We start from the raw sequence: 15570 nt of genomic DNA on the forward strand, positions 1-15570 counted from the left end.
ATCGACCAGGTATAAAAAAACCCCGCCGAAGCGAGGTTTTTCCAAAGACGGAGCAGGCTTACATCATGCCGCCCATACCGCCCATGCCACCCATGCCACCCATATCCGGCATGCCAGCACCTTTTTCCTGTGGTTTTTCAGCAACCATGGCTTCAGTGGTGATCATCAGACCGGCAACAGAAGCCGCTGCCTGCAGTGCAGAGCGGGTTACTTTAGCCGGGTCGAGGATACCCATTTCGATCATGTCACCGTATTCGCCAGTACCCGCGTTGAAACCGAAGTTACCGGAACCTTCACGTACTTTAGAAACGATCACAGAACCTTCTTCACCTGCGTTACCGACGATCTGACGCAGTGGTGCTTCCATCGCGCGGAACGCCAGTTCAATACCAACGTTCTGGTCGTGGTTGTCACCTTTCAGATCAGATACGCTGGACAGCGCACGAATCAGTGCAACACCACCACCAGGCACAACGCCTTCTTCAACCGCAGCACGGGTTGCGTGCAGCGCGTCTTCAACGCGTGCTTTTTTCTCTTTCATTTCGACTTCAGTCGCTGCGCCCACTTTGATCACAGCCACACCGCCCGCCAGTTTAGCCACACGTTCCTGCAGCTTTTCACGGTCGTAGTCAGAGCTGGTTTCTTCAATCTGAGCACGGATCTGACCGACACGCGCTTCAATCGCTTCAGCAGAACCGACACCATCAACAATGGTGGTGTTGTCTTTAGTGATAGTGACACGCTTAGCCTGACCCAGCTGGTTCAGGGTGGCTTCTTCCAGACTCAGACCCACTTCTTCAGAGATCACAGTACCGCCTGTCAGAACAGCGATGTCTTCCAGCATCGCCTTACGACGATCACCGAAGCCCGGCGCTTTTACTGCAGCTACTTTAACGATGCCGCGCATGTTGTTCACAACCAGTGTTGCCAGTGCTTCACCTTCAACATCTTCAGCAATGATCAGCAGAGGACGGGAAGATTTAGCTACCTGCTCCAGTACTGGCAGCAGTTCACGGATGCTGGAGATCTTTTTGTCAAACAACAGGATGTATGGCTGCTCAACTTCAGCGGTCATGTTTTCCTGTTTGTTGATGAAGTAAGGAGACAGGTAACCGCGGTCAAACTGCATACCTTCAACCACAGCCAGTTCGTTCTCCAGACCAGAACCTTCTTCTACTGTGATGACACCCTCTTTACCCACACGCTCCATCGCTTCAGCGATGATTTCACCGATCTGGGTGTCGGAGTTGGCAGAGATTGTACCTACCTGAGCGATCGCTTTGGTGTCAGTACAGGGTACGGACAGTTCCTGAATCTTGGTTACAACAGCAGCAGTCGCTTTGTCGATACCGCGTTTCAGATCCATTGGGTTCATACCCGCCGCAACAGACTTCAGGCCTTCATTAACAATTGCCTGAGCCAGAACAGTAGCAGTGGTGGTACCGTCACCGGCAGCATCGTTGGCTTTGGAAGCAACTTCCTTAACCATCTGAGCGCCCATGTTCTCAAACTTATCTTCCAGTTCAATCTCTTTGGCAACCGATACACCATCTTTAGTGACAGTTGGCGCGCCAAAGGATTTTTCCAGAACAACATTACGGCCTTTAGGGCCCAGCGTAGTTTTAACAGCGTCAGCCAGGATATTTACACCTGCCAGCATTCTCTGACGAGCGTCATTACCAAAACGTACATCTTTAGCCATTGTTATAATCCTGTATCAAATTCGTTTCACGGTTCAGGGAAATGCTTCGAATCAGCTTTCCAGTACAGCGTAGATTTCACCTTCGCTCAGAATCAGCAGCTCTTCACCATCGATTTTGACGGTGTTTGCATAGCCACCAAACAGCACGGTATCACCCACGCTGACAGACATTGGCTTCAGTTCACCGTTATTCAGCAGACGGCCTTCGCCAACCGCGATAATTTTGCCCTGGTTCGGTTTTTCCTGTGCGGAACCCGGCAGCACAATACCGCTGGCAGTGGTAGCTTCTTCCTCGTTACGACGGATAACAACACGGTCGTGAAGCGGACGAATTTTCATCTGTTTTTTCTCCTGATCTTCTGATCAAAAACAACATGTTTTTTGTTTGAGGCAGGCACATTAAGACATCAGCTGATGACTAAATTGCCCGTTGGCTAGCTAGATTGGGGCGCAAAAAAGCATTTCAATGGCACGCCTGAAAAAATTTTATTTGTCTTTATTCAGTGTGTCCGGCGTCAGTCCTTACGTTCGTATTCGCCTTCAATGACATCCCCCTGATGGCCATTACGGCGTGAATGAGGTGATTTAGAATGTCCATGTGGTGCGCCATGCGAATACTGCGTCGAAGAGGACATGGCGACCACTGTAAACCGTTTCATCAGTTGTGCAGCCAGCCACTTTCGACTCTGGGGCAACAAACAACTAAAACCAATCAAATCAGTAACAAACCCGGGTGTTACCAGTAAAGCGCCCCCTACAGCCAGGGCAATGCCTTCAACCATCTCCTGGCCCGGAATCTCTCCAGCCTGAGCTCGTTGCTGGGCACGACTGAGCGTTGCCAGACTCTGATAACGCAGCATATTTACGCCAATAAACGCAGACAGTAACACCAGTCCCACCGTGTTCCAGGTGCCAATCACCTGACCCACCTGAATCAGCAAAGTAATTTCAACAATGGGCATCACAATAAACAGAAGAAATAGAAACCGCATCAAATCCTCGGCAGTTGGGTCAACTTAATCAGTGTGTAGGGTATAGATTGGCGCAAAGGCCTTAAATTCAACTTAACAACTGGGTTTTTCGATAAAACAAGCGACTCAGTGTACGCCAAAGCATCAGTCTTCGCCCTCTTTTCGTGTTATGCAACCTTAGCTTTGAGCACACCCCCAATGGGCTTATAAAAATACTGCATTGCAGTCATGAAACAAAAAATAATTGGTATTTCAGTGATTTAGCAACTGCAAAATAAAATCACCCCTACAACTTTTTACCGTCCTGCAAATCCATATTTTCTGAAGCATTGTTCAAGTTATGGACATTTTTGCGAAAGCAAGCTACCTTGATCGCCTGCACAATGGCGCAATGCACAAAAAGACAATCGAAGTTAGGGTAATCCGCAATGGAACTTAAAGATAAAGTAATTGTTGTTACTGGCGGTGGTCGTGGCCTTGGTCGTGCCATGGCTCTGGATCTGGCTGCTAAAGGCGCAAAACTGGCGCTGGCTGACCTGAGCCAGGAAGATTTGGATGCAACCGCAGCGATGTGCGCTGAAAAAGGCGTAGAAGCACGTGGTTACATCTGTAACGTCGCTAAAGAAGAAGACGTAGTTAAACTGTTTGACGACGTTGTTGCCGATTTCGGCGCAGTTCACGGTCTGGTAAACAATGCTGGTATTACCCGCGACGGTCTGTTTATGAAAGTCGATCGTGAAACCGGTAAAGTGGCTGCCAAAATGACCATGGATCAGTGGAATCTGGTCATGGACGTTAACCTGACTGGCACCTTCCTGTGTGCCCGTGAAGCTGTGGCTAAAATGATTGATCTGGGCATCCCAGGCTGTATCATCAACATCTCTTCTATCTCTCGCTCCGGTAACATGGGCCAGACTAACTACACTGCTACTAAAGCTGCTGTAGAAGCCATGGCAGTTACCTGGTCTAAAGAGCTGTCCCGCTACGGTATCCGTGCTGCGTCCATCGCACCGGGTTACATCGGTACTGAGATGGTTATGAGCATGAAACCTGAAGCACTGGAAAAAATCGCTGCAGGTATCCCGGCTAAGCGTCTGGGTAAACCAGAAGAGATCGCTTCTACTGTTGCGTTCATTCTGGAAAACGACTACATCTCTGGTCGTTGTTTCGAAGTAGACGGTGGCCTGCGTATCTAATCGCTGACTCACTGAAAAAAAGCCACGGCTCCGGTCGTGGCTTTTTTGTTTTCAGCCCTATTGGCAACCGTTATGAGATGCAGTCATAGAGGAAAAGATCTCTCACCAACGCCTGTTGATTAGTGCTTTTGTCCTCAAGTTCCTGTCGCGTTATATCGCCCTGCTCCAGTAACCCTTTCAGACGCTGGTTGCGCCACTCCATCACCACCACACCCGACTGACAATCAATAATGCGCAGGTAGGGGTCACTACGTTCAAGCCAGGCATCAATCTGATAAGTCATTCTGAATCCCTCACAGGTTTATACCCACTCAGAATAACTGATTTATATGTAAATTTAAATACGAATCATTATCATTTAATGATCTTGTTTAATCAGTCGCTTCCCTGCCAGCACGACCAACACCAGAACGGGCAAGCCCAGGAGGGTTGTAATAACAAAAAACTGATTGTAGCCAAGACTATCCACCATACTGCCGGAATACCCTGCCAGTAATTTTGGCAGCAAGGTCATGACCGAACTAAAGATCGCATACTGCATGGCTGAAAAGGAAACATTAGTCAGGCCGGACAAAAATGCTACAAATGCCGCTCCTGCCAAACCGGCGCAGAGGTTATCTGCTGCTACCACCAGGTACATCAGCCAAAGTTCAGGTACAGCCGCAAGCCATAGAAACATCAGATTTGTGAGCGCAGCCAGTAACGCACCTGTAAACAGGATACGCAAGACGCCAAAGCGCATGGAGAGCACCCCACCCAAAAAACCACCTACAATCGCCATCACCACGCCGAAGGTTTTAACCGCAAGGGCAATCTGCTCTTTACTGAAACCTATGTCGGCATAAAACACATTGGAAATCACACCCAGAATGATGTCAGAAATGCGGTACGTACCCACAAGCAGCAGCAATAAAACAGCCGTTTTCAGACCGTAGCGGGCAAAGAAATCTGCCACGGGGGCTTTGTAGGTTTCATCCAGCATCTGCTGCTCTACCACGCCCAGCAAAATACAACTTTTCGCAACCAGCAAAGCCACTGCGATTGCCAGAACCAGCCGTACAACCTCCAACAAAAAACCCAATAGAGGATCTGCAGCGAGCGTTTTAAGGGATTGAATAACATCACCGCTCAGGTAAAAGCAGGTGGCAAACGCAATGACTGCAATTACAAATACCCCTAAAAAGCGCAAATACGTGACTGCACGGTGATTGTAAGGACGCTGCTGACTGGTTTCAGGTTCAGCAATAACCAGCGTTGTCAGTACACCTAACAACATGGTCATGGCTATCAGCCAGTAGGTTTTCTGCCAGGCTGAATACACATAATTCTCCATCGTGCTGCCAAAACCCGCGGCCAGATAGAGTGCACCAGCGCCGGCAATTACCATGGCAACCCGATAACCCGCAATATACGCCGAGGACAGCAAACTCTGCAGGCGTAGCGATGCCGCTTCAATACGATAGGCATCGATAACGATATCCTGTGTTGCCGAAGAGAACCCCAGTGCAACAGCAGCAATCGCCATGATCGCCAATGAACCGGTTTGCGGATCGGTATTGGCCATGCTGACAATAGACAGAATGATTGCCAGCTGAGATAGCAACAGCCAACCACGACGGCGACCCAGCCAGCGTGTCAGTAGAGGCAGAGGCAGCTGATCAACCAACGGTGCCCAGACAAACTTGAATGAATAACCCAGTGCTGCCCAGCTGAAAAACGTAATGGAAGCCCGTTCTACACCGGCTTCCAGCAACCATAGCGATAAAGAAGAGAAGATAAGCAGGATGGGAATACCTGCTGAAAAACCAAGAAAGAGCATGCCGACCACACGAGGGTGGAGCATAGCCTCAAGGGCTTCCCGCCAGCTCACCTGAGGCTGAGTCATCTATTTAGTCCCTAGTGGATTCAAATCCCCGGATCAGTCACGGAAATTATTAAACTGCAGTGGCAGTTCCAGATCAGCTTCACGCAGCATCGCCATCACCTGCTGCAGATCATCACGCTTTTTGCCTGTGACCCTCACCTGTTCTCCCTGAACCTGCGTCTGCACTTTGAGTTTGGCATCCTTGATCAGCTTGGTGATTTTTTTGCAGAGTGGCTGATCCAGCCCCTGTTTCATCACCACTTCCTGACGTGCACGCATATTGGCCTTTTCCGGATCTTTTACTTCCAGACAGCGGATATCAATTTTACGGCTGGTCAATTTGGTACGTAATACCTCCAGCATCTGCTGCAGCTGGAAATCAACTTCAGCGTAGAGCACGACAACGCCCTCATTCTGCTCAAAGCGGGCATCAATGCCCTTGAAGTCATACCGGTTCTGAATTTCTCGGTTTGCCTGGTCCACCGCATTGGAAACTTCATGCATGTCCAGTTCAGAAACGATATCAAATGAAGGCATTAGCTAATCTCCGTAGTTTTTTGCCGATTCTAGCTGACCCGCAGCGCTATTTCACGTCACAATAGCGCTACTGAGGAGTGTACATGAAATCACATTGGTACATATTGGGTGCCGGCGCGATGGGTTGTCAGTGGGCAACAGCCCTGCTGGAAGGTGGCCACAGCGTAACTCTGATCCTGCACAGCGAGGCGCGACTGGCACGGCTTTCACAGCTGGGAGGCATTGTGCTGGAAGCAGATGGCCAAACCACACTCTGGCCGGTCGAGGGCCTGCTGGCTGAGAACTGCCCGGTGATTGAGCACCTGCTGGTCACAACTAAAGCTTATGATGCGGTTTCTGCGGTCAGCAATATTCAGCACTGTCTGACCGCAGATGCACAGGTGATTCTGTTGCAAAATGGCATGGGCAGTCAGCAAGCGGTTCGGACAAGGCTGGTTACTCAACCCGTCATGGCGGGCACCACCACCAATGGTGCCTGGCTGCGACAGCCTTTTCATGTTGTGCAGGCGGGACGGGGCAACACCGAAATCGGTCTGTTAAATCCCGGGCAACACCCAACACAGGCACTGCCAAATACGCCCATGTTGTCAGTGCAGTGGCATGATGCAATTGAGGTCTCGCTCTGGCGAAAACTAGCGATCAACTGTGCAATCAATCCTCTGACCGCCGTCAATCATTGTCAAAATGGCCAACTGGTAGAGCAGCCCGAACTCTCCAAACAGTTGCAGCAGGTCTGTACTGAGATCACTCAGGTACTGGACAGTAAGGATTTGGACCTGTTTCCAGAGGGGTTATTCCGGGCAGCGGCATCGGTTGCACAACAAACAGGCCAAAACTACTCTTCCATGCTGCAGGATATCCAGAAGGGTCGACGCAGTGAAATTGATTTCATCACCGGCTATCTGCTGAACGAAGCCGAGAAACTGAAGTTAAGCCTGCCGCTTAACCAGTCTCTCTTTTCTGCCGTTAAAAACCTCGAACGTTAACCACCGGAATTTCAGGAAGATCAACCATGGCAAACCGTTTAACTCGAATCTATACACGCAGCGGCGATGACGGTACGACCGGGCTTGGCAACGGTCAGCGCACGCCAAAAACAGGCGCACGCGTAGAGGTATTGGGAACGGTGGATGAACTTAACGCAGCACTGGGGGTTGTCATCGCCAGTCTACCAAGAGAAGAGTCCAGTTCCGCGCTGTTATCGGTTATTCAACACCAGCTGTTTGATCTGGGAGGCGAGTTAGCCATGGCGGATCCAGAGTACATCAGCATTACCCCTCAGCACACACAGCAACTTGAAGCCCGAATAGATCAACTGAACCAGACCCTTCCGGTGCTGAAAGAATTCATTCTGCCCGGAGGCAGTACGGCTGCCGCACACTGCCACCTGGCCCGCTGTATCTGCCGACGCGCTGAACGGCGGCTTTTGGTACTACTTGCGGAACCTGAAGAAAACTGTAACCCTGAGGCGGCTGTCTACCTGAACCGATTGTCGGATCTGCTATTCGTACTCTGCCGTCATATAGCCCGACTGGATGGGGGCGAAGAGATTTTCTGGCAACCCGGGAACCGACAGCTGAGTTAGGAGATCATAAAAACAAAACGAAAGGGACTTGCACCGTGAAAAGCATTTACAGTCTGCTCCTGCTGGTTCTGCTCTCACCGATGGTGATGGCAGATTGTCCGCTGGAGCAAAATATGTGCATCAATAAATGCAACATTAAACATGAAAACAACGAAGCCGCTCAACTGGGCTGCAAATCACGTTGCGCTGGCAAACGCGCTGTCTGCTCCACTCAGAGTGGCGCCGAAACAGCCGTCGATTTTGGTGGCGATCTGGTGGATTCAGGGGTCAATGTGACGAAAAAGGCTTGGGAAGGCACCAAATCATTTTTTCGTGGCATGACCGAAGAGTGATCAGCCGGTTCGGCCGGCATGATTCAGAGCCAGCCGAACCTGCCCTGCCATCTGCATAAAACACTCAAAGTCTTCTGCACTGATTGCCTCACGGTCATGCAGATAATCCGCGTAGAGCATACCCACAGCCCGCTTCCCTCGACTGAGAGGCTCCAGCACAAAACCACGACAATTAACCTGAGCTTTGAAGTTCTCAGGCAAGCGTTGCTGCCAGCCACCTTCCATCGCATCTTCAACCAGAAAGGTATGCTGGCGCATAATCACCCTGAAAAAGAGATCATCAGCACCGCCGTTTTTTTCTCGCTGGAAATAGGTCTGCAATGGCTCGATCTGTTTACCCGCCAACAATTTAACGGATAGCCTCGTCCCTTGTGGATCCATCAATCCGATAATGACCCGATCAAATCCGCTACAGGCATTGACTGAGTCCACAAACAACTTCAATACCTCATGCAACTGATCACCTGCAGCCATGCATTGAGCAAAGCGGCGCAGGTACTCAAGTACCTGTTTATTCCGGTCATTCTCCTGCATGACATTATGTAGCTGAAAATTCACCTGTTGCTGAGACGATTCAGATTCGACTTCACTGTGCACCAGAAACGAAACCTGTCGAATCAGATCATCACGGTCAGGCTCACCAGTTTCAGCATACGCCGGCATCAGATGCTTCTGACTCAGGCCAATATCGCGACACACCTTGGTCACTTTTTTGAAGCTATGTACCACCACACCGGTCACTTCATCCAACGGCAGGTCCGTTATTTCAGCCACCTGACTGATCAACTCATTGAAGCTTTTATCCGCGTCATCCGGAGCAAACAGATGTTGCAGTACATGACCACTGATTCTGGATAAAGCAGCCGTGGCATCAACACTGCTCAGCCGGGCATCAAATTTTTCGCTTCTAAGGCGCGTCATCACCTCGCTGTTGTAACCCCAGCTAATGGCTAATTCCTGCCCCAGATGACTAAAACTGCTGCCTAACACCTCTTCCTGCACCTTGGGCCAGGACTCGCCCATCGCCCGTTTACCGAGCATATTCCGGTAGGTATCCGGCAACGTACAGGCCACAATAATTTCACCAATATTCTGCAGCAGCGCGCTGATATACGCCTCTTCAGCATCCACCCGACGACGGCTCTGAACGGCCAGTTCACGCGCCAGATTGGCAGAGAGCACCGCTCGCGCCATCAGTTCCGGCACATCAAGATCGGGATGCGCTGACTGGAATTGTTCAACCAGCTTGAGGGTCATGGAGAGGTTTTTGATCTGATTAAACCCTAACAGCACCACCGCTCTGGAGATCACCCGAATCGGACCCGATCCCCGGTGATAGGTGGAAGAGTTAGCTAATGTCAGCAGGCGGGCAGTCAGGTTGGGATCCTTCATGATCACCATTGCCAGACCCATGGCATCACTCTCGTCTGAGCTGCTGATCTGTTTGATGCGCAACAGCGTGTTACTGAAGACCGGTAGATCACCCAGACTGCCCAGATTCTGCTGAATTCTGTTAAGGGTTGTATTGAGCGGCATAAGCCCCGCATAACTCCTGAAATAAAAACGACCTTAGCCTAAACGGCCAAACTCCATCTATCTTAAGTGTTTACAACAATGAAGTCTGTATTTTGGTTCGCGGAGACTCTCTCGCTCAGATACAAAAACATGACCAGCGTCATGGTTGATCATCAATAAAGATGTATTATAAAAGCATCTTATTATCAGGAAGGTAGTCATGATCCAACTGCAAGAGCGTCAGACGCCGGGCCGCTTTGCTCTCTTTTATCTGGGCTTCAGACCTTTTTTTCTCGCTGGCGCCGCCGTCGCGATGGTACTCATCCCTCTCTGGCTGGCGGTTTATCAGGGTAAGCTTCAGCCGTATTATTATCCCGAGGGCATTACCTGGCACGGCCATGAGATGATTTTCGGGTTTGCCCTGGCCATTATCGCGGGTTTCCTGCTGACCGCTGTACGGAACTGGACATCAATCAACACACTTCAGGGCATACCGCTGGCACTGCTGACGCTATTGTGGCTGATGGCTCGTGTTTTCCCCTGGATAGGCGGCCTGCCCGCGATATGGATTGCGGCGGCAGATCTGAGTTTCCTGCCACTGCTGATTGTCTGTCTGGCAAGACCGATTCTGCTGGCTCGTAACTACCGCAATCTGGTATTTCTGGTAATCCTTTGCCTGTTCTGGATAGCCAACCTGCTGGTACATCTTGATCTGCTGGGCATCACTGCGGAAACCCGGCACACCGGCATATTGATGGCCCTGTTTCTGGTCGTGATCATCATGACCCTGCTGGGTGGGCGCGTCATTCCATTCTTTACCGAACGTGGCATTGCGGGCGTTCAGTGCACACGCCGCCCCTGGCTAGAAAAAATCCTGCTGCCTCTGTCACTGCTCTGGCTACCTGTCAGCCTGAGTGAATTCCGCAATGTAACGATTGCGCTCGCGTTGACCCTTGCGCTTCTGAATACCCTGCGCTGGATCGGCTGGTTTGATCGCAGAGTGCTTGCCCACCCCCTGATCTGGATTTTACAGGTCGGCTATGCATTTATCGGTTTGGGGTATGGACTTTACGGCTTCGCCCTGCTGGATATGGCAAATATCAGCAGCGCCATTCATGCTTTTGCGGTGGGCGGGATTGGCTGTCTGACGCTCGGCATGATGGCACGGGTTTCACTTGGGCACACCGGTCGCGCCCTGACAGTCAGTCCGATGATGATCACAGCGTTCAGCCTGATGGCCATAGCAGCCTTGTTGCGAATCTGTTTACCGCTGGCCCCGGTTTTTTATGCTGAAGGCCTGGCGCTGGTAGTCCTGTTGTGGACACTGGGCTGGATGCTGTTCCTGATACGATACATTCCGATTTTGATCCAGCCCAGAGTGGACGGTGTGTTTGGTTGATCAGCGCTGCAGATCAACCACCACACGTCCTCTGACCTGGCCCTGCACAATACGCTGAGCATAATCAGGCACCTGCTCCAGTCCGATCAGATTCGTGACATCCGCTGCCATATCCTCAGGCAGCAACGCCTGCAGGCGTTGCCAGGCCTGACAGCGGCGCTCGTAAGGGCAACTCACGGAATCCACACCCTGCAGTCTCACATTACGCAAAATAAAGGGCATCACTGTCGCTGGCAGTTTAAAGCTGGCTGCCAGACCACAGGCGGTCACGGTACCGCCGTAATTGGTTTCAGCGATAATACGCGCCAGAATGGTATCACCTACGGTATCCACGGCACCGGCCCAACGCTGTTTTTCAAGTGGCCGCGATGGCTCTGCCATGCTTTCACGGGTAACAATTTCCGTGGCACCCAGCTTTTTCAGATAATCAGCCGTTTCGGGACGCCCGGTAATGGCCGCCACCTGGTATCCCAACCTAGCCAGCAGGAGCACAGCAATACTGCCAACACCACCGGCTGCACCACTGACAACCACCGGACCTGACTCGGGTTTAACCCCGCCCTCTTCAAGTGCCAGAACACATAACATCGCAGTTAAACCGGCTGTTCCGACCTCCATTGAGCGCACTGCCGTCATGCCCTCTGGCAACGGCACCAGCCAGTCAGCCTTGAGGCGGGCATACTGGGAAAAACCACCCCAATACTGTTCACCCACACCCCAACCGGTCAGCACTACAGCCATTCCGGGCTGATAGCGGCTATCCGAACTCTCCTCAACCGTACCGACCAGATCAATGCCAGGCACCATTGGAAAACTGCGTATTATTTTGCCCAGTCCCGTAACAGCCAGGCCATCTTTGTAGTTCAGGGATGAGTATTGAACCTTAACCAACACCTCCCCTTCCGGGAGGTCTGCTGTCGTCAGGTTCTTCACGCTGGCACTCTGTTTGCCATCTGCCTCTTCGAGCAATAACGCTTTAAACATGATATCCACCTAAGCTTATTTTCTATTTGTCATACAAATATAAATTAATACCATTTGTCATACAAATATAAATTACTATAAAATGAGCCTCAATCTCTCTTTAAGTATCAGGATCACAATGTCTATTGAGCTTGAACCCGTAATTCGCACCAGCCTGTCGAAACAGATCGCCGATCAGATTGAGTCGGCCATAGTGGACGGCAGCCTGAAAGCAAATGACCGTCTCCCTACTGAAGAAGAGATGACTCAGCGGTTTAATGTGTCACGGGCCACTATTCGGGAAGCAATGAAACGGCTTGCCGCCAAAAAGTTGATCCGATCCAGACGCGGTCCTGCCGGAGGCACCTTTATCAACGCTTTAAATGCAGCGGAATTAAGTGACAACCTGATCACTGCAACCACACTCTTTGTCAGTATGAACGATATTTCCATTGAGGAGATCAGCAGTACCCGTAAAGAGATGGAAACGCTCTGCTGTCGTCTGGCTTGCCAGAATCGAACGCTGGAGGATCTGGAAAAACTTGAAATCGCATTGGTGCATCAGTCAGACGTGCATATCAGCGCTGAAGCTTTCTGTGCAGCAGATGTAAACTTCCATCGCACATTGGCAGATGCCTCGCACAATCGCATGCTGAGCTTTGTGATGTACTGTTTGATTGAATCGCTGCAACCCGTCGCAAATATGCTGTCCTATCATTTCCGTGAGCGGAGTGTCATCCTGAATCAGCATCGGCGCCTGATTGATGCGGTTCAGGCCCGTAACACCAACCTCGCCACAGCCATCATGACTGAGCAGATCAACTATCTGGAACGCCTGCAACAGGACGCCCAGTCAGCCCATGCCAACCGACACGACTAAACGGTTATAGCTGCCAGGTGCGACTTTTCGCACAATGAACCTGTCCTCAGGACGAGAGTCATTTATAATGATGGACAATCCCACACCGGTAATGAAAGGAGCAGTTGTGGAAAATCTTTGGTTGATGAGCCTTGTTGCCCTGATTATTGGGGGCGTTATTGGATTTATGCTGGGACGAAACAGTCAGCCGGACAACCGTCAGGCCGCACTGGAAGAGGAACTTGAAGAAGCCAAGCAGGCGCTTGAAAACTACCGCGAAGACGTTAGCCAGCACTTCAGCAAAACGGCAAACCTGTTCAACAATCTGACCAGCAGCTACAAAGATGTATATCAGCATCTGGCGGGCGGTGCCCAACAGCTATGCCAGTCGGACGAGATCGTGCGTTCACTTGAGGCCTCACTGCAGCCTCAACTTAAGCATGCTGAGGAACAGTCGGATACTACACCTGAACCTCCCCGGGACTATGCGCCGAAATCTCCCGGTGATGAAGGCACCTTGTCAGAGAACTACGGTGTCAGCGATAAACCTAAGGTCCGGCAGGATCAGCACGAAGAGAAAATCGCCAGCTAATAAAAAACCCGGCTCAGACCGGGTTTTCTATTTCTATGAACTGATAGTCAAGCCCAAAACGGCTTTGCAGCGCGGCTCCTAACGCCTGTACACCATAACGCTCAGTAGCATGGTGGCCCGCAGCGATATAGTGAATGCCATTTTCGCGCGCACTGTGCACGGTCGGTTCTGATATTTCACCTGAAATAAAAGCATCCAGACCCAGTGCAATCGCTTTATCGATATAACCCTGCGCAGCGCCGGTACACCAGCCCACGGTTTTAATGCTGTGCTCTCCACCAACAATGAGTTGCGGTTGACGTCCAAGTGCCTGAGCTATGTTGTCACACAACATTTCAGCTGATGTTGATGCAGGCAACTCACCCACCAAACCAATACTGCGGGGGTTAGTCGGCTCCAGATTACCGGTGACAGAGAGTCCCAGACGCTCAGCCAACTGCACGTTATTCCCCCACAGCGGATGGGCATCCAGCGGCAGATGATAAGCGAGCAAACTGATATCATGCGCCAGCAAAGCCTGAATACGGCGTTTTTTGATACCGGTGATACAACTGTTCTCACCTTTCCAGAAAAAGCCATGGTGAACCAGAATAAGATCGGCACCAGCCTTAATTGCTGCATCAATCAGTGCCTGAGAGGCGGTGACACCGGTAACAACCTTGCAAACCTCGTGTTTACCTTCAACCTGTAATCCATTCGGGCAATAATCAGAGAACAAACCCGGTTGCAGTTGCTCATCAAGGTACTGAATTATTTCGTTAAGTTTTGTTGCCATCCGCTCTCAGCCATTCACAAAGTCTATTCTGAACGTATAATCCTATGAATCTTTTGGCCGTTGCAACCAAACACCATGCGTAAATTTAATTTCCTATTCTGGCCCGTACTCTCAGGCATCCTGGTTGCGCTGTTGTTGCTGCAATACTTCCCTGCACTCACTCAGGGGCCTGACTCAGGGCTACCTTTTCAAAGGAACAACTCCGCCACACAGGTGAGTTCCGGTCCCCAAAGTTATGCCGATGCGGTGGAAGCCGCCTCCCCTGCTGTTGTTAACATCTACACCCGCACAATCATCAAGCAGGAAGTCCATCCGCTGTTCAATGATCCTTTTTTCAGACGTTTTTTCGATGATGACAGCATCCCACAGCGTGAGCGTATCCAATCCAGCCTCGGATCTGGCGTTATCCTCAGTGATCAGGGTTATATCGTCACCAACAACCATGTGATTGCGGGTGCAGATAGCATCATTGTTGCACTGAAGGATGGACGTGAAGCGATTGCGACAGTAGTAGGGACAGATCCTGAAACAGACTTGGCGTTACTCAAAGTTAACCTGCCTGCCTTGCCTGTAATTAATCTGAATGACTCAGACAACCTGCGTGTCGGCGATGTCGTGTTGGCGATTGGTAATCCCTTTGGGGTTGGCCAGACCGTTACCATGGGCATTATCAGTGCAACAGAACGCAATAGCCTGGGCATCAACACCTATGAAAACTTTATTCAGACAGATGCCGCAATCAACCCCGGCAACTCCGGTGGGGCATTGATCGATACCCATGGCAATCTGATCGGTATAAACACCGCGATCTTTTCTAAATCAGGCGGCTCTCAGGGTATTGGTTTTGCCATCCCTTCCAGCTTAACCAAACAGGTGATGCAGGATCTGATCAGCCATGGTCGGGTGATACGTGGCTGGGTAGGCATTGAAGGCCAGGCAATGACCCCACAACTGGCGGAATCTTTTGGCTTAAAAGAGAGTCAGGGCGTCATCATTGCGGGTGTATATCGCGACAGCCCTGCCCACAAAGGCGGATTGCAGCCAGGAGATATTATCCTGAGCATTGATGACAAACCGATTGTAGATGGCCGACGTTCGATGATTGAAGTGGCGCGTTATCGCCCGGGAGAACAGATCAAAGTTGTCATTTTGCGGGAAGGCAAGCAGCAGACTGTAGATATCACGATTGGCGAACGTCCTCGCCAGGAGCCGTCACAATAAACTATCCCTATTTGTAAAAGCAGAGGTCAATCAGGCAGATCTGTTAGCGATATTAAGTG

General features: G+C 50.7%; 17 protein-coding genes. 8 read left to right on the forward strand and 9 right to left on the reverse strand.

The features are described 5' to 3' along the window. Positions 1–58: 58 nt before the first annotated feature. The 3 genes from groL to P2G53_RS08900 all read right to left on the reverse strand — a co-directional run bounded on the left by groL (position 59) and on the right by P2G53_RS08900 (position 2694). A complete protein-coding gene (gene groL / locus P2G53_RS08890; protein WP_275816334.1) occupies positions 59–1702 on the reverse strand; it encodes a chaperonin GroEL in 1644 nt (547 codons plus the stop codon). A gap of 51 nt (positions 1703–1753) precedes the next feature. Continuing rightward, positions 1754–2041 (reverse strand): co-chaperone GroES, encoded by a 288-nt coding sequence (locus P2G53_RS08895; RefSeq protein WP_275816336.1) that lies wholly within the window; start codon positions 2039–2041, stop codon positions 1754–1756. Positions 2042–2217: 176 nt separating this feature from the next. Then, the gene (locus P2G53_RS08900; RefSeq protein WP_275816338.1) at positions 2218–2694 is read right to left on the reverse strand and encodes an FxsA family protein; all 477 of its coding nucleotides are present in this window, start codon (positions 2692–2694) and stop codon (positions 2218–2220) included. Positions 2695–3101: 407 nt separating this feature from the next. On the opposite strand from P2G53_RS08900, the gene P2G53_RS08905 reads away from it, so the two are divergent. Then, on the forward strand, positions 3102–3869 hold the full coding sequence (locus P2G53_RS08905; RefSeq protein WP_275816340.1) for an SDR family oxidoreductase: 768 nt from the start codon (positions 3102–3104) through the stop codon (positions 3867–3869). 70 nt (positions 3870–3939) lie between these two features. Here the strand turns inward: P2G53_RS08905 and P2G53_RS08910 are convergent, their stop codons facing one another. The 3 genes from P2G53_RS08910 to P2G53_RS08920 form a co-directional block, all read right to left on the reverse strand. Further along, positions 3940–4152, reverse strand: a complete 213-nt coding sequence (locus tag P2G53_RS08910; RefSeq protein WP_275816342.1) for a hypothetical protein — start codon at positions 4150–4152, stop codon at positions 3940–3942. A 75-nt stretch (positions 4153–4227) separates the two neighbouring features. Continuing rightward, complete coding sequence (locus tag P2G53_RS08915; protein ID WP_275816344.1) at positions 4228–5754, reverse strand: MFS transporter; 1527 nt, start codon at positions 5752–5754, stop codon at positions 4228–4230. Between the two features lie 33 nt (positions 5755–5787). Beyond that, positions 5788–6270 carry a YajQ family cyclic di-GMP-binding protein gene (locus P2G53_RS08920; RefSeq protein WP_275816345.1) on the reverse strand — a complete coding sequence of 161 codons (483 nt, stop codon included), beginning with the start codon at positions 6268–6270 and terminating at the stop codon, positions 5788–5790. 83 nt (positions 6271–6353) lie between these two features. Here P2G53_RS08920 and P2G53_RS08925 point away from each other — a divergent pair, with 83 nt between their 5' ends. The 3 genes from P2G53_RS08925 to P2G53_RS08935 are packed head-to-tail and all read left to right on the forward strand — an operon-like array spanning position 6354 to position 8187. Next, positions 6354–7256, forward strand: coding sequence for a 2-dehydropantoate 2-reductase (locus P2G53_RS08925; protein ID WP_275816347.1), 903 nt, complete (start codon positions 6354–6356; stop codon positions 7254–7256). A gap of 26 nt (positions 7257–7282) precedes the next feature. After that, positions 7283–7855, forward strand: coding sequence for a cob(I)yrinic acid a,c-diamide adenosyltransferase (locus tag P2G53_RS08930; protein WP_275816349.1), 573 nt, complete (start codon positions 7283–7285; stop codon positions 7853–7855). A 35-nt stretch (positions 7856–7890) separates the two neighbouring features. Next, positions 7891–8187, forward strand: a complete 297-nt coding sequence (locus tag P2G53_RS08935; RefSeq protein WP_275816351.1) for a hypothetical protein — start codon at positions 7891–7893, stop codon at positions 8185–8187. On the opposite strand, the gene P2G53_RS08940 is transcribed toward P2G53_RS08935, so the two are convergent. Beyond that, a complete protein-coding gene (locus P2G53_RS08940; protein WP_275816353.1) occupies positions 8188–9723 on the reverse strand; it encodes an HDOD domain-containing protein in 1536 nt (511 codons plus the stop codon). Positions 9724–9922: 199 nt separating this feature from the next. Between P2G53_RS08940 and P2G53_RS08945 the strand changes: the two genes are divergently transcribed. Beyond that, positions 9923–11101, forward strand: a complete 1179-nt coding sequence (locus tag P2G53_RS08945; RefSeq protein WP_275816355.1) for an NnrS family protein — start codon at positions 9923–9925, stop codon at positions 11099–11101. Here P2G53_RS08945 and P2G53_RS08950 read toward each other — a convergent pair whose 3' ends face one another. After that, positions 11102–12085, reverse strand: coding sequence for an MDR family oxidoreductase (locus P2G53_RS08950; RefSeq protein ID WP_275816357.1), 984 nt, complete (start codon positions 12083–12085; stop codon positions 11102–11104). A 118-nt stretch (positions 12086–12203) separates the two neighbouring features. Between P2G53_RS08950 and P2G53_RS08955 the strand changes: the two genes are divergently transcribed. Beyond that, positions 12204–12944, forward strand: coding sequence for a FadR/GntR family transcriptional regulator (locus tag P2G53_RS08955; protein WP_275816359.1), 741 nt, complete (start codon positions 12204–12206; stop codon positions 12942–12944). A 106-nt stretch (positions 12945–13050) separates the two neighbouring features. Then, complete coding sequence (locus P2G53_RS08960) at positions 13051–13515, forward strand: DUF1043 family protein (RefSeq protein WP_275816361.1); 465 nt, start codon at positions 13051–13053, stop codon at positions 13513–13515. A 13-nt stretch (positions 13516–13528) separates the two neighbouring features. Here P2G53_RS08960 and P2G53_RS08965 read toward each other — a convergent pair whose 3' ends face one another. After that, complete coding sequence (locus P2G53_RS08965) at positions 13529–14290, reverse strand: Nif3-like dinuclear metal center hexameric protein (protein WP_275816363.1); 762 nt, start codon at positions 14288–14290, stop codon at positions 13529–13531. 75 nt (positions 14291–14365) lie between these two features. Here P2G53_RS08965 and P2G53_RS08970 point away from each other — a divergent pair, with 75 nt between their 5' ends. Beyond that, positions 14366–15511 (forward strand): Do family serine endopeptidase, encoded by a 1146-nt coding sequence (locus P2G53_RS08970; protein ID WP_275816365.1) that lies wholly within the window; start codon positions 14366–14368, stop codon positions 15509–15511. Positions 15512–15570 lie beyond the last annotated feature (59 nt).

The organism is Neptuniibacter sp. CAU 1671 (genome assembly GCF_029222905.1).
In the GTDB taxonomy this organism is placed as follows: Bacteria; Pseudomonadota; Gammaproteobacteria; order Pseudomonadales; family Balneatricaceae; genus Neptuniibacter.